We start from the raw sequence: 18673 nt of genomic DNA on the forward strand, positions 1-18673 counted from the left end.
CCTGATCGGTGAGTTCATGACGACGTATCACTCCACCATGATCCACTAGCCGATGATCTTTGAAGACGGACCCTAGTGCTGGCCCACGCGTTGCACTCCGTCGCGGATGCGCACCAGTAGCGCACCACCGTGCGCCTGGTGGTGCGGTCGGTGCGCACCTGCCGGCCGGTGGGCCAAGTGACCATGCGGGCCGGATGAGTTGGAGGGCACCGGGCATCATGTGTGTCATGGGGAGCGCTCGGGGGCGGACGTTCGGGTTCGGGAGCGCCACGCTCGTGGCTTTCTTCGGCAGCGTGGCAATGCTGGTGCGTGCACTCGGGTCTTCGACGGGCGATATCGACCCTGTTGGCGCGGCTGTCGGCGTGAGCTCGCTCGTGGTGAGCGTGTGGGGTGCGTTGGTGACTGTGCGCTCAGCACGCTGGCAGGAGACAGACCTCGCCGATGCCTCGGCGCGCTTGGCGTCACAGGTGCTAGCGGTGGAACGTGAGGCTCGGCGCCAACTACTGGGAGGTCATGACCGTACCGTTGACCTACGCTTCGTCTTTCGCCCCTCTGCCGCTCATTCCGCAGAAGGCGCCGATGCGAGTGGGAGGCTGACGGAGGTAGCTGACTACTTCCAGCGTCTGGGTCCCCGGCGCATGATTGTCACCGGTGCCCCTGGCGCGGGCAAGACAGTTCTCGCTGTCCAATTGATGCTGTACCTGCTGGAGCGGCGTAGCGCCGACGAACCGGTCCCCGTGCGGCTCTCCTTGGCCTCCTCGGAATCCCATCTCAGCCTGGAGACGTGGATCGCGCGTCATCTCGAGCGCGTCTACCACCTGTCCCGGCAGGCCGCGATCGAGCTGGTCACTGCGCGGCGTGTACTGCCCGTGCTCGATGGCCTCGACGAGTTGGACACCACCCCCTGCCCGGGGTATGGCTCCCGCTCTGCCGAAGCCGTGCGGTCTCTCAACGCGTACCAACAGGGCGTTCAGAAAGCGGAGCTGATCCTGACTTGCCGGAGCGAAACGTATGACGCTCTCGAGGACACCCGAGTGTGGGCGCACGACGCGGCGCGGATCGAGATCCAACCAATCGTTTCCACCGAAGCCCGCAGCTTCCTGAACTCCCGCGTCGACGACCTCGCGCGCTGGGAGGACGTCCTCGATGCCCTGGACCGCAACCCCTCGGGACCACTCGCCCTGGGGCTCGCCACTCCCTGGCGTCTCACTCTCGCCGCGACCGTCTACGAGCAGCGGGACTCCGCTACCGGGACCTATACCCGCGACCCGCGCGAACTCCTGGCAGAGCGTCTGGACAGCGTCGAGGCAGTCGGTACGCACCTCCTGGACCTCTTCATCCCTGCGACAGCCAAGCTCTTCCCCCGACACCGCAGGTCCTTCTACCCCTCCCACCACGTACGGGACTGGCTCACCACGCTCGCCCGATACCTCGATCACAATGCCGCAACGGGTCGGACGATCGCAGGCCATCGACTTTCCGGCACCGACATCCTCCTGTCCCGCCTCTGGCCACTGGCCACCGCGCAGCGCCCTCGACTGACGTTGATGGTGCCTGCCGTCGCGGTGTCACTCACTGGCGCCATGTCGCTCCTGGCGTTGCTCTCCACTCAAAGGCCGCTCATCGCCCCTTGGCCCTTTTTCACCGCATTGGCCATCATGGGCGTGCTCTCGGCCGTCTTCTGGTCCGTGGCGTGGTCTGAGCTGCAGGCCGACGAACATCAGTACCACCAGCGCCGCACCTTCACTCGGCGACTCGCCAGCGGGCTGGGTTGGTCAAGTCTGCTCTCGGTTGCGTTCGTAGCACTGGTCGTCACCCAGGGCTCATCGCTGTCACTAGCCGCGACCGCGGGAGCCTTCGTCGTCTGGGTGGGTGCCCTTGGTCTGGTGTTCTCCGTACCGCTCCCCCATGCTCCGGAGAACTCACACCCCTCGCTGCACATCAGGAGTCATCTGATCTGGGGGCTGTTGGCACCAACCATGGTCTTCTCCGAGCTGATGGGCGCCGCTGCGATGAGTACTGGCAAGAGCGCCGCCACCACGCTCGTAATGACCACTGCCGGCGGAGTTGCGGGCGGGCTTATGCTCACGCCCATGCTGGCGCCCACAGGCCTCTGGTACCTCAGCCTGTTGTTGCGCACCCGGAGCTGGACCCGCCGACCGCTGCCCTGGCGCCTCGGGCGCTTTCTGAGATGGTGCTATCACGCTGGCCTTGTCAGGGTGGCCGGGACCGCATACCAGTTCCGCCACCGTGAACTGCAGGACCACCTGGCCCGTCAGGCCCCTCCGCTCACCTGACTGATTGTTGGCATCGGGTGCACTCAGTGGCCGGCGTCCCGGCCGCGGTACGGTCCGGGCTCCTGTGGGCGGTGCGCCTGCTGGTTGTCCTGGCGCACCGGGTGTGCTCCGTCGGCATCGTCCTGTTCGGCGGCCGGAGCCCCCTGCGCACTCGGTGCGCTGCCAGCAGCGGCCTGGTGCGCACGCTGGTTGGAGTCCTTGCGCAGCCGCCGCCCGGCGCGACCGAGGCGGCTGAGCTGGTCTGCGGTCAGCTCCAGGGCTTCCAGGCCGGTGCGCAGCGCGGCGACGTCGACGGGGCCGGCCTTCTTCCGTGCGGGCCGCCCCTCCTGGCCGAAGAGGAGCAGCTGCTCGGGCATCGCCGCCTGCTGGTGCGCGAAGACGTCGTACGGGTCGCGGCCCGTACGAAGGGCGCTGCGCAGCCGGGCGCTCAGTACCGTGCTGGCGATGACGGCGCGGTCGTGGAGCAGCGGCACGCGCGGGATGTCCCACTCCCCCGGCTCCAGCGGCAGGAGCGGCCCGGCCGGGTCGGCGGGCGGCTCGCGGTCGGCGCCGTGGTCAGGAGCTGCGGTCGGCCGGCGCCGTGCGGGTGATGGGCCGTGTGGTGCCCAGCGGGCGGTGTAGAGGCGGTAGTCGGGTTCCTCACCGCGCTCGGTGCGGGCTTCGGTGATGTCGGTGCAGTGGGCGGCGATGGCGGTCTTCACGATCATCTCGTCCAGGCCGGGTTCGCGTCGGCGGCCGCGCTGGACGAGGGCGAGGTGGCGGCGGGCTTCGGCGAGCAGGTGGCGGCGGTGGAAGCAGCCGTCCTTGTTCGTGACGAACACGGTGGCGGTGACGGCGACGGCCGCCAGGCCGACGTCGACGACGGCGGCGACCCGGGCCCGGATCGCGGGGGCCGCGGCGCGGGCGCGCTCGAGAAGGTAGTCGATGATGTCGGCGCCGGCGGCGAGGAAGGCCCGGGCGCTGTCCCGCCAGTCCTGGCGCAGCTGCGTCAGGGAGCGGGGGCGCGGTTTCGCGGGGCGGGTCTTGAGGGCGGCGATCCGGTTCAGCTTCGCCCGGGCCCGCTCGGAAACCACGGGCGCGAACTTGAGGTTGCCGTCGTCGTCGGTGGCGGTGACGTACTCGTGCTCCAGGTCGGTGAGGCAGGCGGCGATCTGCGCGCTGCGGCGGGAAGTCCAGCGGATCAGCTCGTGCGGAACGCCGGCGACTTCCATGACCGGTCGGCGGCCCGGCGTGACGGTGCGCGGCTCGGAGGCCAGTCCCAGCGCCTCGCACACCTCAGCCATGACGACTTCGTTGTAGAGCGCGGACGCTGCGACCGCCGACTCCAGCAGAGCCGTGGAGTGCACGGCACCCCAGACACCGTCCTTCGGGCGCAGGCCCTTGAGGGACAGAAGGAGGTGGTCGTGGAGCAGCGGCATGCCTGACCTGGCCTCGTAGTGGCGGAAGCGGGCGGCGACCAGGCCGTGCGCGGGACGGGTGCGGTGGATGCCCTGCGGGCCGTAGCGGATGACGGCGGCGTCGTCCTCGATCCATGCGAGCACGAGGGCGATGGCCCGCTCGTGTGCGGCCTCGATCGCCTTCCGCGTCTCCTCATCTCCGAGCGCCCACAGCAGTTGCAGGGTCGGCTGCGGGCGGAAGACGAGATGGGCTCCGGTGACCTTCACCTTGCGTCCGAGCGCCCCGGCCCGGCGCGCGGCCGCGGGCTTCTTCCCCGCCGCCAGCTGCTCGGCTACGAGCCGGTCGGCGTCCGGGTGCCGACCCTCGCCGAACAGGGAGCGCAGCTACGCCTCGGTCACCTCCGCACCGAGCACGAGACCGAGCGGGCAGGCCCCGCCCCATCCATCTGCCGACCGGCACTCCGGCGTCCTGCTGCGCCTTCTTCAGCGGCGTGCGGCCCGGTCGGCGGCCGTCGCCGACGAGGACCTGGCGCAGGAAGTAGCCGTACATCTGCCCGGCGGTGATCAGCGTGCTATCCATCGTCATGCAGACACGCCACACCGCCCTGACCTGCGAGAAAAGGCCGATCGTCGTTCCCTCCCGCCAGGCGGGAGCATCGGCCTAACTTTCTTCTCGGGTGCCTGTCAGGCGGGAAACGGCTCCGGCCGGCGCGCGAGTGTCAACGCTCTCCAGTCCAACCACACACCACACTCCAGAGGCCCGCCAACACCACCCAGGCGACCACCATCAGCAGCCACCAAAGAGCGCCCGTCACCACCAGCCCCCCATCCGACCAACTCCCAGCCCCCGGGCAGCTGTGACCTTCAGCGATAGGTGGCCAGAGACGTCGGGAAGCCTGCTGGTGAGCGGCCGGTACTCAACGGTGGTTGGCCAGTTTGCTCAGAGATAGTTGGCCTTGGGTGCGGCTCTTCTGAAGTGAGTTCGTCTGTCAGACACCGACGCTTTCCGACGTGATCCTATGGTTCGGGGTGGGGGCATGAACTCCGGTCGGCGGCAGGAGAGATGAGCGTGTTCGTCCGCTCGTTTCGCTCGTGGAGGTGGCTGGTGTCATCGGTGCTCGGTCTGCTGGAGGCGCGTACCGAACAGCCGGCCCATGCCGAACGAGCCCGTCCGTCCTGACGCCCAGGGAGACGACACTGACTGCGTACCTTGTAGGAGATCAACAAGGGGCTTCATCACAGCTTCTCAACCCCCGAATGTTCGGGGCGAACCGGCCCCCGCCGGCGTCGGTAGTCGGTCCGCTGGGAGGTGACCGTCATGTGCGGGAGCTACCGTGCCGCAGCGCGTCCTGCTTGTATGAGGAGCCGCTGCCGCCGGCAACGAGCCGGCATCGAGTCGCCTGGCTTTGGAGAGCACGATGAACCGTTCCGAGCGTCCCGTCTCCAGGCCGCCTGGTTGGGTCGTCGGCGCCTCGTTGGTCTTGCTCGCCTTGGCAATCGCTCTGGTGGCAGGGGCGGGTAAATGGGTGACCGCCTTGCTCGTCGTTGCCGCTGCGGCACTTCTTCTCGTGTCCGTCAGAGTCCGAGGAGGCGAACGGAAGAGCGTGCCGTCGCCGTCGCGGTGGGCGGAGATCCGTTGCGGAATCTGCAGCACGACACAGGGATCGGTGCAGTGGACATTCTCCGATTACGGTCCCACGCTCTACTACCGTGAGGATCAGTCCCAAGTCCTCGCCGGCCCCGTCTGCCATGACTGCGAGAGGTGCGACACGGAGGTGAGAAATAGGCTCACGGCTGAGAATGTTCGGCCGCACCTTCCCGCATGGGTGGACGGGGCGCCGCGATGGACCGGCCCGACCACGGGAAGATCGGTGACCGGCCCCGATTCGTTCACGCCCGACGTCCGGTGCGAGGTGCAGTTGGTCCGCCGGGACAGTTTCATCGAGTACTTCTTCCGAGCCGTACGCGCCGGTAGCGCGCGGGGTGCGCTGTATCCCCATCGATTCGGCCTGCCAGCCCCCTCGGTCGCCGGGGGAATGCCGGATACCTACGAGGATGTCCTCACGCGCGAGGTCGACGAATATGGCGAGTTCATCACCTCCCAGATATTCACGGGCAGTGTCTACCTGGCCGACGACGGCCTTGTCGTCATTCGTTGGCGGCCGTCGCCTGACATGACGGTGGAGCGGCTGCTCGCCAGGATCAGGTGAGGGGCAGTTCGGTGGTGCCGAAGGACACGTGGAAGCGGTCGCACCAGATGGAGACGCTGCGGTACCGGTCCAGGTCGAGGCCCGCGGGCAGCGTGTAGTTCTGGTCGCCCCTTGAGCTTGCCCAGACTGACGTATCGGCCGTCGGCGAACACGGCGCTGGTCTGGGACTCGAGTCGGCTCGGCGTCGATGCGGTCTTGGACCTGGTCGTCGTCGCTGGTGCCGGCGGTCAGCTTGACTCTGTCGGGGATCTTGGAGTTCCTCGATGCGGCAGCATGATCAACGGGCATGCTCGGGTGGTTCCGCCGACCGATGCAGTTGTCGAGGTGCCCGTTGTCCCTTCGCCCCCGTTCCGGTGAGCAAGTCCCCTCTCTGACCGCGCAGATCGCGCGGGCGAGCAATCCGGGCGGTACGACGGCGATATGGGTACGCGAATCGCCTCGATGGGCTGTGGTGCGACGAGGACTTCGCCGACTGGTACCCCCGGGATGGGCGCCCGGGGCTCTCGCCTGCTCAACTTGCCACCGTCTGTGTGCTGCAGTTCCTGTTCGGCCTGTCGGACCGGCAGGCCGCCGAGGCGGTCCGTTGTCGCATCGACTTCAAGTACGCCATGGCGATGGAACTGGACGATGCCGGACGTCTCGCCGAAGGCGACCGCGCTGACCGCCTCCTCGACCTCGCGCTGGCCGGCCTCACGGAGGCCGGACTGGTGCACGAGCGCACCACGCAGCGCACCGACTCCACCCACGTCCTGGCCGCGGTGCGCGACCTGACCCGCCTGGAGCTGGTCACCGAGGCCGGTCCGCGCCGCACTCGAAGAAGTAGCCGGTATGTCCCCTCACCTGCTGGACGAGCTGGTCGATGAGGAGTGGGGCCGCCGCTACGGTCGGCCGGTCCGCCTGGGCAAGAACCCCACCATGCCCACGACCAGGATCCTGGCCACCGGGATCGATGCCGTCCGGCTCCTGGAACACCTCTACCGGCACGGAGCAGGCCGCACGTCCGGCCCTCGCGTCCAGGCCCTGCGCCAGATCATGGTGCAGAACTACCACCGTGACCAGGCAGGCCGGCTGCGCTGGCGCACCGCCGAGAAGGAAGGCGGACCCGGGCTGCCACCCTCGTCCCGGGCAGTCGTCTCGCGGACGCGTTCTACCAGACAGGCCCGTTGATCGGTAAGCGGATCGCTTCTCAGGGGAGCGACCAAACAGGAGCCTGCCTTGGCGCCCGCAACATCCGGCACAAGGCCGTACAGCACGGTCATCAGTTATCAGCGTTTTGACAAATGTTCCCATTGAAGTATGGACGTTTCCGTCTACAGCTAGATTGGCGGTATGGGGCGGTCGCGTGCTGAGCGGATTGCGGAACTGGCGGGCGAGCAGCGATTCGAGGAGGCACTTGCGGAGGCTCTGGAGCTGGCTCGTGAGGAGGAGAATCCGGTCACGCTTGGGCAGGTCGGGTTCCTTTTCGAACAGCTCGGCCGTTGGGCTCAGGCCGAGGACTGGCTGCGGCGGGCACTGAACGACGACCCTGGCTACATCACGCGCTACCTCCAGGTAGCGCTCTACTCCCATACTTCGGTGTCGGCCGATCTGCATCACATGCTCGGCCGGGTCCTCCAGCGGCAAGGCAAGACAGATGAAGCCAAGCTGCACTACCACCTGGCCAAGCGGTCTGACCCGACGGTCGAGCTCGACCCCCTCTATTTAGAGATCATGAGCACAGCGGATCTGGAGGACCATCCCGGCTACGACCGGGTGCAGTCACAGCCGCCGGCCGGGGACGCCGAGTTCGTCGAGTACCTCCTGACGCTGGGTTCGCCGGAGGAGGTTCGGCAGGCTGTGGTGCATGCGCCGTTCGAGGAGGTCGGCCAGACGATCGCGCTTGTCGCCGAGGCCCTGCAACGGCAGGGGAGGTTCTTTGTTGCAGCTCGTCTGCGGGTGATTCTGGATGTCATAGCGGGCGATCCGGCGACGGTCGACCCTGAATGGGGGACGGTACAAGCCGAGCACATCCGACAGCTACTCGACCTCGCAGAGATGCGGCAGGACCAATCACTAAACGCTGAGGAGGCGGCAGAATTGGCCGCCGGGGTCGTGGTGCCGCCCGAGGAGACAGACAGGCTGATCCATCTGGTCTGGCGGTTCATTCGCAACGACGCCCCCACGGGCTTGGTGATCGCGGTCACGGTGCGCTCCGCTCTGGCCGCTGCAGGGCGGGACCCGCACGCCGCCATGCTCGTCGGCCGCGCGCAGTTTGGGGCTGGGCATCTGGGGAGGGCCGCTGCGACGCTTGGCGCAGCCGTCGAGGAGTTGCCGGATGGCGACCCCTGGCTGGACGAAGCGCTCCTGTCACTGGTGGTTATCCATGAGCGGCTCGGCAACGACACAGAAGCCGCCGCGATGATGCAAAGACTGGAGTCCTTCCCATCCGCAATTTTCGGCACCTCCGACTCGGACCGCCACATGGACTTGGCCGAGCAACTCATAGCGGATGACGGCACTGACGAAGCACTTTCCCTACTCGCCGATCTATTCCCTTCACCCGGAAGCAGCGCATCTGTCAGGAAATGGGTACTGATTGGCAACGCACATGCCGCGCGCGGTGATAACGAGCAGGTTGCCAATGCCTGGCAAACAGCCCTGTTCATGGCCCGGCTCTCCAGCGGGCTGGCCGACCAGTGGCCAATCCTGATGGGACTCGGCCGGGTCGCCCTGGCCAGCGGCGACCGGACTGCGGCCCGAGAGTACTTCGAGGCTGCCCTGGAGCAGTCTCGCCACGACCCAGAACGTCAAGGTCAAACCCTGCTCGAACTCGGCCACCTCCAATTCGACGACGACCCTAAGGCAGCCATCGGGACCATCACACGAAGCCTCGGCATGCTCCCCGACGACGACTCGGCCAGCGACGAGGAGGCTGCGCCCCGCCGGCGATCTGTGTGGCAGCGCTTGAAACAGGGACGGCGACGCAAAGAGCGCATCAGCTCCGCAGCCGCAATAGCCGAGTTCGAACGGGTCCACCGTCTTCTCCCTGAATTCGGCCACGCCCAACCAGACGACCCCTTCATCGACGCTGAGATCCTCGGATTCCTCGACATCGTCGACGAACTCCTCCCGGTGATCGACTCACCAAGCAGACGCGCATTCGCGGCCCTCCTCGCGGCGGACCTTGCCGACCATGTAGGGGACCTCGCCTTCGGCATCGATCTGGCAGAGCGAGCCCTGGCAATCGCTACGGAAGAGCTCAGCGATCCGAGCATCGAACTGGCCGCCCGAGCAATCCTCGGCCGGCTTGTCAGACTCAACGGGGACTTCGAAACAGCGCGCGCCCACTTCGAACGTGGCGCGGTCTGCGCCCGGACAGTGCACGACCTCGATGGCGAAGCCGACATCCGCAGCCGACTGGCGATCACCCTGCGCCAGCTCGATCTCCCCGACCTGGCAGTCGAGCACTACGCGTTCGTCATAGACGTCGCCGAACGCTGCGGCAACCTAGCCACCACCGCACTCAACCGGCTCAACATGGCGCAGTCCCTGATCCTGCTGGCCCGGCCGGAGGCAGCGGTCCCGGAGATGGAGCAGGCCATCCGTGGCTTCCTCGAACTCGGCATGGAGGACCTCGCCGCGTTCGCTATGCGTGTATCAGCCGTCCTGCTGCGTGGCCGGACGTTCGCCGAGGACATCCGGGAAACCCTCGCCCGGCTTGAACCCACAGTGACCTCGGAGTTCGCGAGCAATGCATGGACCTTCGAGCATCTCCACCTGGCCCTGATCCTTGTCGATCGCGGTGAGCACGAGGCCGCTCGCAGCACCCTCAAAGACATGACTGCAAGCCTGGAGCGGGCCGCCAGCGCGGAGATCACCATTATCGGCCTGGTCGAGTCCGCCCGGATTCTCGCCGAGAAGTACCCGACAGACGCCTGGGAGCTGGCGGAACGGGCACTTACAGCAGCACTGAACCGCACGTCCCAGCAACGGCTGATCACCGACTGCCGCATGGTCCTACTCGACATCGCACTCTCTCAGAACTGGGACGAGCGAGCCGCTCCACTCATTCCCGCGCTGCTCGCCGACTGGAAGGAGCTGCGCAGCAAGCTCTCCTTCGACGTCATGCGGATCGCGCTGGCCGATCACATGACCGCGCATCTCCACTCGGCGATCGGCCGTCTCCTCGAGCGAGGCCGAACCGCTCAGGCCTTTCAGCTTTGGGACGCTATGCAGGCCCCGGCGTTCAGCGACCTGCTCGACTTGGTACGGCCAGAAGGCACAACCGGACCAGATATTGCCGATGTCACAGACATCGCTGGCGTGCTGGCCCTCGGTGAGATCAGTGGGCAGATCTTCTGCTTCGCGCACCGGCCCCCTTTCTGGGAAGCACCCAGTGCTGTCCCCACTGGGATGTCCGCCACCGACCTGGACAAACTTCTGCGGGTGTTTCGCCGCGAGGTCCACCTCTTCCAAGGCCACGGATCGCAGTCATGGATTCGGCTGTCCCAACCACTCCTCGCCGCCGTTGCACCGCGGCTGCCGGACCAGGGAGTCATGGTCGTGGTGTTGGACTCCGCTTTGCAGGAGTTGCCCGTCCATGCCGTGCCCCTGCCCGGCGGCGGGACACTCGCCGGCCGGTTCAACGTGGTGCACACCCCCAGCCTCACCGGGTTCACGGCGCTGCGCGGGCGATCACGAGCTCATCCGGAGGACGCGTGGCCAAGGCTGTTGACAATCGGTGTGGCCTTCCCCGACGAGGCGCGGGCCCTGGCGATCGCGCACGGCGGGCGCTGCCTGTCGGGAACGCTGCCCAAGGATGAAATCAATCAGTCGATGACCAGCGCCGATGTCGTGCACTTCGCCTGCCACGGCTTCTTCGACACCCAACGCCCGCTCGATTCAGGCCTATTGCTGACAACCCGGTCCAGCGCGCCCGGGCGACACCAGATCCTGTCGCTGCGAGACCTCGTCAATTGGCGGATCACTAACGGTCTGGTCGTACTCAGTGCCTGCGAGACAGGCCTCGGCCGTCCTTCACCCACCGATTACCTCGGTCTGGCTCGCGGGGTGCTGGCGGCAGGCGCAGCGGCCGTCCTTGTCTCCCTCTGGAAGATCGACGACTCTGCTACGCAACGATTCATGCTCGACTTCTACCAAGATCTGTGGCGCACAGCAGGTGACGGGCACCTCGATCCGGCGGGCGCCCTCAGCCGAGCCCAGCGCTCCTGGGCCAAAAATCGCCCAGCACAGGAGTGGGCGGCGTTCCGGCTGGTGGGCTGCCCGAAGCTGTCCGACGGAAGGAACGCATGAGTAACGAAGAGATCTTTGAGCTGGAGCCGATTGATCAGACCGCCCTGCGCTCGGGTGAGGGCACCAGTGTCTGGGAGACCGTCCGCGGCCGGCGCAACCGTATCTCGATCGGCCGCCAGCCCCTCACCGATCCCGCCGGACGTCTCGACGCTGCGACCTTGACTGACCTCGAGCGCGCCTACCCATCCCCCGCGCACACGCTTTCCCTCCTCTCGCTGTCCCTCACGCTACTCCCAGACAGGGATTGCCGTTTCGTCTCCGCCGACCTCATCATGACCGCCGAGGAAGCACCGAACGAAGCTCTCTTCGTCCGGCTGGATCCGGCCGAACGCGCCTCCACGATCGAGGTGACCACGGCGAAGGCGGCGTTCGGCGGCTCCCTGGCCGATCCGCTGTTCTCCGCGGTGAGCGCCGAGCTAACGCCCCGCACGGAGGAATCCAAGCTCACCAAAACCGAGGTGGGCCTCGAGAGTTTCGGGACCGGCACCCCTGAAGCAGGCTGGCGTCTCACTGTGACTAGCGCCCGTGAAATCCCTCTGACCACAGATGGTCTGCTGGCAGTCCTGGCACGTTCCAGGGCCCATTCCGGCGCCGTCCGACTGAACGTGGTGGCCGAGATCGAGGTCCGTACATCCGGCGACCGCTGGCTCACTTGGATCTTCAAACGCCATGACCCACCCTCGGTCACCCAGACCATCACACTCAGCTGACCTCGCGAGAAGCTCCCGGCCAACCGGCTTCGCCGCGTCCGTGACGTGCTCCGCGGATAGGTGTTCTAGCTAGTCGCCCTTCGGGCCCACGGCGAAGACGACCCGGCTGTTCATGCGGTCGGGTTAATGGCGCACTGTGGCGAGGCGTCCGACTGGTGTGGCGTCGCTGGGGCTGGACGGGGTGGTGGACGGCATACGTGTTACGCACGTCCTCGTAACGCTCGAAGCCACTGCGAACTGTTCAGAGACCACGCCGTTCCGCACCGTCGGGCCCCGCCTTGTCCGGGGTATCAGAGGCCCATTCCCCGGGTTCTGATGGCCGGACCTACCGACAATCACCGCCGCCGGACGCACCCTCTACGCCGCACACCGGCCCCTCTTGCAGCGCGCCCGTGACCACCTCGGCCAGTAACCCACCCCACCCAGCAGAGAGAACCACCCAGCGACGGCCACCGATCGCAGGGAGCACCGCACCGTGAACTATTGCCAGAACTGCAGCGGTTGTCGGCGCTGGATCTCCCGGGTGAGTGCTGCGGCATTGGTGCACCCCTCCATCCAGCGGTGATGCAGATAGAGCCGATAGTCGTCGATCACGCTTGGGCGATGGGTTGCCGCGACGAGTAACTGCTCGACATCGGCGGCCCGCGCGAAGCGCAGGACGGTGCCACGGCTGAGACCCAGTTCGCGGGCGATGGCGCGCAGGCTGTCGCCGCGTTCGATGCGTTCGTGGATCTGCTGGTGGCGTTCGCGGGTGCGGGCGACCAGCGGGCGCTGACGTCCGTGCACGTCCAGTTCGCCCTGAGCGGTGGGGTGAACGCCTGCGGGCGGATGGAGGTCGTCCTGGCTGGCCCGCACGGTGAGGGGTTCTCGCAGGTCGGCGCGGTGTCGTCCGACAATGCGCTCGACGGCCTCGGCGAGGTTGTGCAGCAGGTGCCAGGCATCGGCCACTTGCCGCGCCTGCGGTGCACCGGCATGGGCGCCATCGCGGAAGGAGCCGGCGCGGTCGCGGCAAACGACCCTCACCTCGGGGTGTTCGCGCAGCCAGGCGGCGAAGGTGTGCGCGGTTCGGTCCGTGAGGACGTCGACGGGGCGGTGGGTGTCCATGTCGACGAGGATCGTCGCGTAGGTACGACCGCGGCGCACGGCGAACTCATCGACACCCAGGCATGAGTGTCGACGATCAAGTTTTTCGGCTCTGGCGCTGATCTTGTGACGCGGGCTATAGGGCCTGTCCCGTGATCATGTGACGGGACGTCAGTCTCTAGGAGTGGGGGTCGGCACGAGGCCGGAGAAGCTGCGAACGTGCGCGGATGTTAGCTTCGCTTCCCGTGATGGAGCACCAGGACGAGACCAGGACGGCCTACGACGGGGTCGTCGAGCTGTATGCGTCGATGTTCGCTAATCGGTTGGAGACGCAGCCGTTCTCGCGGAACATGATCGGCACCTTCGCCGAGCTGGTGCGCGGGACGGGGAACCCGCGGGCAGCCGACGTCGGGTGCGGGCCTGGCCATCTGACGGCCATGCTGCACGACCTGGGACTGGACGCCTTTGGGCTCGACCTCTCCCCGGGCATGGTCGACCACGCCCGGCGGGCCCATCCGGCGCTGCGGTTCGACGAGGCGCGGATGGAGGCCCTGCCGGTCGAGGACTGCGCGCTCGGCGGCGTGCTGGCCCACTACTCGATGATCCACACCCCGCCTGGGGAATTGCCGGCGCTGCTCGCCGAGCAGGTGCGTGTCCTGGCACCAGGGGGCCTGCTCCTGGTCTCGTTCTTCGCGACCGACGGACCGGAGCCGGTCCGCTTCGACCACAAGGTGACGCCCGCCTATAGCTGGCCGGTGGATCGGTTCGCCGAGTTGCTGGCCGGGGCCGGGCTCGTCACGTTCGCCCGGCTGCTTCACGACCCGGCCTCCGAACGGGGCTTCCTCGACGCCCACTTGCTGGCCCGCCTGCCCTAGTTGTGGTTGTGATCATGGTTCGCGTGTTCTTCGCAGAGTTTCGAGGTGTTGTTCCCCCATCTGGCCGGTGTCGTAGTGGAGTTGGTCGAGCGGACTGCGGCCGGGGTGCTCACGATGCATGCGCGGGCCCGCTCGGCGGGTGCGAACTGCCCGCACTGCGGTAGTGCGTCGGACCAGGTGCACGGCCGGTACATGCGACGGCTCGCGGATGCCGCGGTCGGTGGCGCCAGTGTGGTGATCGAGCTGCTGGTGCGGCGGTTCAAGTGCCCGAACCCGGCGTGCCGGGCGGTGACGTTCGCCGAGCAGATCGCGGGGCTGACGAGTCCGCACGCCCGCTACACGCCACTGGTGCGAGAGCAGTTGACCTCGATCGCTCTCGCGCTGGCCGGCCGTGCGGGTGCCCGTCTGGCTGGGATGCTGGGGCTGCGCGTGGCCAAGGACACCCTGTTACGTCTGGTCCGGGCCACGCCGGAAGATCCCGTCGGACAGATCCGTGTGCTCGGTGTCGATGATTTCGCCCCGCGGAAGGGGGACTCGTACGCCACGATCCTTGTGGACCTGGAGAGACGGCGTCCGGTGGACGTGCTGCCCGGCCGGGATGCCGAACCGCTGGCCGCGTGGCTGAAGGACCATCCGGAAGTGGAGATCATTTGCCGGGACCGGGCCGGGGCTTACGCCGAGGGTGCCCGCAGCGGAGCCCCGCAAGCGGTGCAGGTCGCCGATGCCTGGCATTTGTGGCACAACCTCGGCGAGGCAGTGGAAAAGACCGTCGGTGCCCACCATTCCTGCATCCGGGCCGCGTTCGAAAACACCGTACCGGCCGCCCCGCCGACCAGCGACGACATCTGGCTGACGCCGCCGGCACCGGCTGCCGGGATGCTCGACGTCTGCGGACGAGAACGCCGACTGGTGACCCGGACCAGGGAACGCTACACCGCCGTGCGACAGCTCCTGGACGACGGCAGCACGCTGGAGAACATCTGCCGGACACTGCAGCTGGACCGGTCAACCGTGCGCCGCTTCGCCCGCGCCACCAGCATCGACGAACTGCTGGTCAAAGCGACGAACCGCTCCACCATCCTGGACGAGTACACGCCCTACCTCCACGAGCGGTGGAACGAGGGCTGTCACGACAGCGCCCAGCTCCACCAGGAGATCGTCGCCCTGGGCTTCACCGGAAGCATCCAGACCGTCCGCCGCTACCTCCGCCCGTTCAAGGCAGCCACCGCCGCGCCACCCTCGCGCCGCCCGGCTCCACGGCCCCGCCGCATCGTCCGCTGGATCATGACCGACCCCGGCAACCTGACCGTCGATGATGCTGCCGATCTCAAGGAGGTCCGGACCAGCTGTCCCGAACTCGATGCCGCCACCCACCACGTCCGCGACTTCGCCGCCTGATGCGCGACCTGCGGGGCGACCAACTGCCCGCCTGGATGGAGCGCGTCCTCGCCGACGACCTGCCCGCCCTGCACTCCCTGGTCAACGGACTGAGCCGCGACATCGACGCTGTCATGGCCGGGCTCTCCACCCCCTGGAGCTCCGGTCAGGTCGAGGGACAGGTCACAAGGACGAAACTACTCAAAAGACAAGGGTATGGACGAGCCAACCTCGACTTCCTGCGCAAGCGCGTACTCCTCACGCCCTGACCCGACAGCGTCACAAGATCAGCGCCAGAGCCGCATTTCGTGACCGCCGCCGGATCGACCACCGACCCCGTACCCGCTCCCCCGTCCGGCTCCGGCCGGCCACCGGATGCGCGCCGCCTGCTGCACATCACCGAGGAGCAGACCGCCGCGCTCGTGGACGAGGACCTGGCCCTCGAAGCGGCCCGCGCCGCCTTCGCCGCGACGGTGGACGGCACGGTCTTTCCCGGCCTGGCCGTGCACGGGTCCGACCCGCGCAACCAGTTCACCCTCAAGCCGTCCGCGTCCGCGACCCACGCCGGGGTGAAGATCGGTACCTACTGGCCGGGCAACACGGAGCACGGGCTGCCGCGCCACCACTCCACCCTGCTGCTGTTCGACCAGACCATCGGCAGGATCGCGGCCGTCTTGGAGGCCGGCACCGCGAACGCTTACCGGACCGCTGCGGCCGACGCTCTCGCCGTCGACCTGCTGGCCCGTACCGGTACCACCACCCTGGCCGTCTTCGGTGCCGGCCACCAGGCCACCTACGAGGTGGCGGCCGTCAGCCGCGTCCGGCCCATCGACGAGGTCCTGGTCGTGGGACGCAGCACCGAGCGTGCCGAGCGGATGACCGCGGCACTGGCGGCGCAAGGGCATACCGCCCGGAGCGTGGGCGCCGAGGAAGCCTGCGCCCGGGCCGATGTGATCGTCACCGCCACGACCGCCCGGGCCGACACTCCGCCGCTGTTCGAGGCCGCGTGGGTCCGCCCCGGCACGCACATCTCCTGCATGGGTGCCGACGCCCCCGGCAAGCGGGAACTCCCGCCCGAACTGTTCGCCCGCGCCCGCGTCTTCTGCGACCTGCCCGAACAGGCCCGCCGCATGGGCGAAAGCCAACACGCCCCGGACCGCACGGTCCTCATCCCGCTCGGCGAGGTCCTCACCCGACGCGCCACGGGACGCACCGACGACAGCGACATCACACTTCGACAGCTCCGGAATCGGCCTGCAGGACCTGTACCTGGGCCTGGCCCTCCTGAAGAAGATGGACATCTCCCCGTGAACACCCCCGCACCCACCACCAGCCCCAGTGCCCCCCGGACGCTCGCCGCTCCCGACACCCCGTTCGCCGTCGCCGACGTCCACAAGATGAGGCGCAACATCGAGCGACTGGCAGCCAGGGCCGACCGGCTCGGGGCCGCCCTTCGCCCCCACATGAAGACTGCCAAGAGCCTCGACGTCGCCGCCCTCCTGCACCACGGCACCCCCTGCCCCGTCACCGTCTCCACCCTCGCAGAGGCCGAAGCGTTCGCCGACGGCGGCTACACCGTCATCACCTACGCCGGCGGTATAGACCCCCACAAACTCCCTCGCGTCGTCGCGCTGCTGCGCCGCGGAATCACCCTGCGCATCCTGCTCGACAGCACCGAGCAGGCGGAGTTCGTCGTCGAAGCCTCCCGCCAAGCGGGCCTTCCCATCCCCGCTCAGATCGAGATCGACTGCGACGGCCACCGCGGCGGCCTCAAGCCCGACGCACCCACGCTCGTCGACGTCGGCCGCATCCTGCATGACGCGGGCTGTCTGGACGGCGTGCTGACCCACGCCGGCGAGTCGTACTTCGCCTACACCGGAGAGGAACAGCGCCTCGCAGCGAAGAACGAACGCGACACCGCCGGCGCCGCGGCAGAACGGCTGCGCGCGGCCGGCCTGCCCATGGCCACCGTCAGCATCGGCTCCACCCCCACGGCCCACACGGCCGAGGACCTTACCGGTGTCACCGAACTGCGCGCCGGCAACTACGTCTTCTTCGACCTGGTGATGGCCGGCATCGGCGTCTGCTGCATCGAGGACATCGCCCTGTCGGTCGTCGTCACCGTCATCGGCCACCGCCCCGAATACGGCTGGATCGTCACCGACGGCGGCTGGATGGCCATGTCCCGCGACCGCGGCACTGCCCTCCAGGCGCAGGACCAGGGCTACGGCCTGGTCACCGACCTGGACGGCACCCTCATCCCAGACCTGGTCCTGACGGCCGCAAGCCAAGAACACGGCACCCTCACCATCCGCGACGGCGCCCGCCTGCCCGACCTGCCCGTCGGCACCCGCCTGCGCATCCTGCCCAACCACGCCTGCGCCACCGCCGCCCAGCATCACGGCTACCACGTCATCGACAACATCCGAACCACGAACACCGCACCGGCGATCCAGGACATCTGGCAGCGCGTCACCGGCTGGTGACAAGCAAGTACACCAGCCCAGCCGCTCGGTCAGCGAATGCGGGGCAGGGCCTTGCCCGGATGTGCGGCGTGCACGTACTCACCGCGATGTTGGGGTGGATGCCAAAGAGACGGACGATGCGCACGGGGTCGGCGGTCCCTCATGCCTCACACAGGACGCGGTCGGCCTACACCTGCCGGGGCAGCAGCCCGACCTGGACGAAGGCAGCCCGCAGGGCACAGCAACTGAGCTGTCGCGACGCCGCACGCCCATAGGAACGGGCGGTGACGACCAGAGGCGGGCTACCGGCCCGGGGCCAGCGGCATCTGCGTTCACGCAGCCAGCCGGCCACCAGGTGAGCGCTCAGATCGCCGAGACGGACGGCGTGAGCGTGCCCGCCGCGGTCTACCGCCACCGTCCGCCAGACCAAATCGGCATCAGATGGCAGCCCCACACCTCCCAGCCGGAGGCACCCTCCAGGGGGCACAGGACGCACCTCACCACGCGACGCGACCGCGGACTGCACCGCAAAAGACAGCGACAACACCCACAGCCAAAACGACAACACCACCCGCCGGCCTGCGGGACTTCTTCGATGCGTCCTTCAGCGCCTTGGCCCGGACCATCGAGGCGCAGCGGATCACCATGTTGAGCCCCGCCTTCGGCCTCTACCGCGGGTCGCCGGGAGCGACCCTGGACCTGGAGGTCGGGTTCGTCACCGACCGGGCGGTGCAGCCGGAGGCCGGGGTCGTGGTCGGTTCGCTTCCCGGAGGGCGGGTCGCGCGCCTGACGCACTTCGGGTCGTTCGAGGGTCTCGGGGCCTCCTGGGAACGCCTACTCTCCTGGATGCAGGCGCGGGGGCTGTCCGCCGGGAGAGGAGAGGGAGCAATGCTCATGACCTGTGGATCGACCTCAGGCGGACGCGAAGGGCGTACCTTCCCGAGTGATCGACTTCTGGTCATCTGGT

At 67.9% G+C, this 18673-nt stretch carries 13 protein-coding genes and 2 pseudogenes; 12 read left to right on the plus strand and 3 right to left on the minus strand.

All coding sequences use genetic code 11. The annotated features are described in order from the left end of the window. The first annotated feature begins 275 nt into the window (after nt 1-275). A complete protein-coding gene (locus tag L0P92_RS29945) occupies nt 276-2297 on the plus strand; it encodes an NACHT domain-containing protein (protein WP_234766174.1) in 2022 nt (673 codons plus the stop codon). Between the two features lie 23 nt (nt 2298-2320). On the opposite strand, the gene mobF is transcribed toward L0P92_RS29945, so the two are convergent. Then, entirely contained in the window at nt 2321-4078 is a 1758-nt protein-coding gene (gene mobF, locus L0P92_RS29950; RefSeq protein ID WP_308289770.1) for a MobF family relaxase, read from the minus strand. A 1487-nt stretch (nt 4079-5565) separates the two neighbouring features. Here mobF and L0P92_RS29955 point away from each other — a divergent pair. Then, nucleotides 5566-5904: a hypothetical protein gene (locus L0P92_RS29955; RefSeq protein WP_234766175.1), complete on the plus strand. Its 339-nt coding sequence runs from the start codon at nt 5566-5568 to the stop codon at nt 5902-5904. Here L0P92_RS29955 and L0P92_RS29960 read toward each other — a convergent pair. Beyond that, nucleotides 5897-6056, minus strand: a pseudogene (locus L0P92_RS29960) (DM13 domain-containing protein); the annotation flags it as partial. The gene L0P92_RS29955 and the pseudogene L0P92_RS29960 overlap by 8 nt on opposite strands. A 294-nt stretch (nt 6057-6350) precedes the next feature. Between L0P92_RS29960 and L0P92_RS29965 the strand changes: the two are divergent. The 4 genes from L0P92_RS29965 (at nt 6351) to L0P92_RS29980 (ending at nt 11906) form a co-directional block, all read left to right on the plus strand. Next, nucleotides 6351-6767 carry a transposase gene (locus L0P92_RS29965; protein ID WP_505016551.1) on the plus strand — a complete coding sequence of 139 codons (417 nt, stop codon included), beginning with the start codon at nt 6351-6353 and terminating at the stop codon, nt 6765-6767. Further along, nucleotides 6733-7071, plus strand: a complete 339-nt coding sequence (locus L0P92_RS29970) for a hypothetical protein (RefSeq protein ID WP_234766177.1) — start codon at nt 6733-6735, stop codon at nt 7069-7071. The genes L0P92_RS29965 and L0P92_RS29970 overlap by 35 nt, the downstream gene beginning before the upstream one ends. Before the next feature lie 162 nt (nt 7072-7233). Beyond that, entirely contained in the window at nt 7234-11196 is a 3963-nt protein-coding gene (locus L0P92_RS29975; RefSeq protein ID WP_234766178.1) for a CHAT domain-containing protein, read from the plus strand. Next, nucleotides 11193-11906 (plus strand): hypothetical protein, encoded by a 714-nt coding sequence (locus tag L0P92_RS29980; RefSeq protein ID WP_234766179.1) that lies wholly within the window; start codon nt 11193-11195, stop codon nt 11904-11906. The genes L0P92_RS29975 and L0P92_RS29980 overlap by 4 nt, the downstream gene beginning before the upstream one ends. A gap of 480 nt (nt 11907-12386) precedes the next feature. On the opposite strand, the gene L0P92_RS29985 is transcribed toward L0P92_RS29980, so the two are convergent. Next, nucleotides 12387-13112, minus strand: a complete 726-nt coding sequence (locus L0P92_RS29985) for a transposase (RefSeq protein ID WP_308289771.1) — start codon at nt 13110-13112, stop codon at nt 12387-12389. 122 nt (nt 13113-13234) lie between these two features. On the opposite strand from L0P92_RS29985, the gene L0P92_RS29990 reads away from it, so the two are divergent. From L0P92_RS29990 to L0P92_RS30015, 6 genes and pseudogenes are all read left to right on the plus strand, one after another. Then, on the plus strand, nt 13235-13864 hold the full coding sequence (locus L0P92_RS29990) for a class I SAM-dependent methyltransferase (RefSeq protein WP_234766181.1): 630 nt from the start codon (nt 13235-13237) through the stop codon (nt 13862-13864). A 45-nt stretch (nt 13865-13909) separates the two neighbouring features. Next, nucleotides 13910-15262 (plus strand): ISL3 family transposase, encoded by a 1353-nt coding sequence (locus L0P92_RS29995; protein WP_234766182.1) that lies wholly within the window; start codon nt 13910-13912, stop codon nt 15260-15262. Next, nucleotides 15262-15510 (plus strand): transposase, encoded by a 249-nt coding sequence (locus L0P92_RS30000; RefSeq protein WP_234766183.1) that lies wholly within the window; start codon nt 15262-15264, stop codon nt 15508-15510. Before L0P92_RS29995 ends, L0P92_RS30000 begins: the two co-directional genes overlap by 1 nt. Nucleotides 15511-15714: 204 nt before the next feature. Then, a pseudogene (locus L0P92_RS30005) lies at nt 15715-16416 on the plus strand (ornithine cyclodeaminase family protein); the annotation flags it as partial. 222 nt (nt 16417-16638) lie between these two features. Continuing rightward, nucleotides 16639-17727 (plus strand): DSD1 family PLP-dependent enzyme, encoded by a 1089-nt coding sequence (locus L0P92_RS30010; RefSeq protein WP_234766186.1) that lies wholly within the window; start codon nt 16639-16641, stop codon nt 17725-17727. A gap of 591 nt (nt 17728-18318) precedes the next feature. Further along, nucleotides 18319-18673, plus strand: a 355-nt coding sequence (locus L0P92_RS30015) for a GyrI-like domain-containing protein (protein WP_234766184.1), incomplete at its 3' end; no start/stop codon positions are given.

Origin of the sequence: Streptomyces muensis (genome assembly GCF_021474425.1) — a bacterium.
GTDB classification, from domain to species: Bacteria; Actinomycetota; Actinomycetes; order Streptomycetales; family Streptomycetaceae; genus Streptomyces; species Streptomyces muensis.

Coding starts and splice junctions, on each gene's coding strand:
- L0P92_RS29970 (WP_234766177.1), top strand. CDS start 6,733: ATGTCCCCTCACCTGCTGGACGAGCTGGTCGATGAGGAGTGGGGCCGC.
- L0P92_RS29975 (WP_234766178.1), top strand. CDS start 7,234: ATGGGGCGGTCGCGTGCTGAGCGGATTGCGGAACTGGCGGGCGAGCAG.
- L0P92_RS29980 (WP_234766179.1), top strand. CDS start 11,193: ATGAGTAACGAAGAGATCTTTGAGCTGGAGCCGATTGATCAGACCGCC.
- L0P92_RS30000 (WP_234766183.1), top strand. CDS start 15,262: ATGCGCGACCTGCGGGGCGACCAACTGCCCGCCTGGATGGAGCGCGTC.
- L0P92_RS30010 (WP_234766186.1), top strand. CDS start 16,639: ATGAGGCGCAACATCGAGCGACTGGCAGCCAGGGCCGACCGGCTCGGG.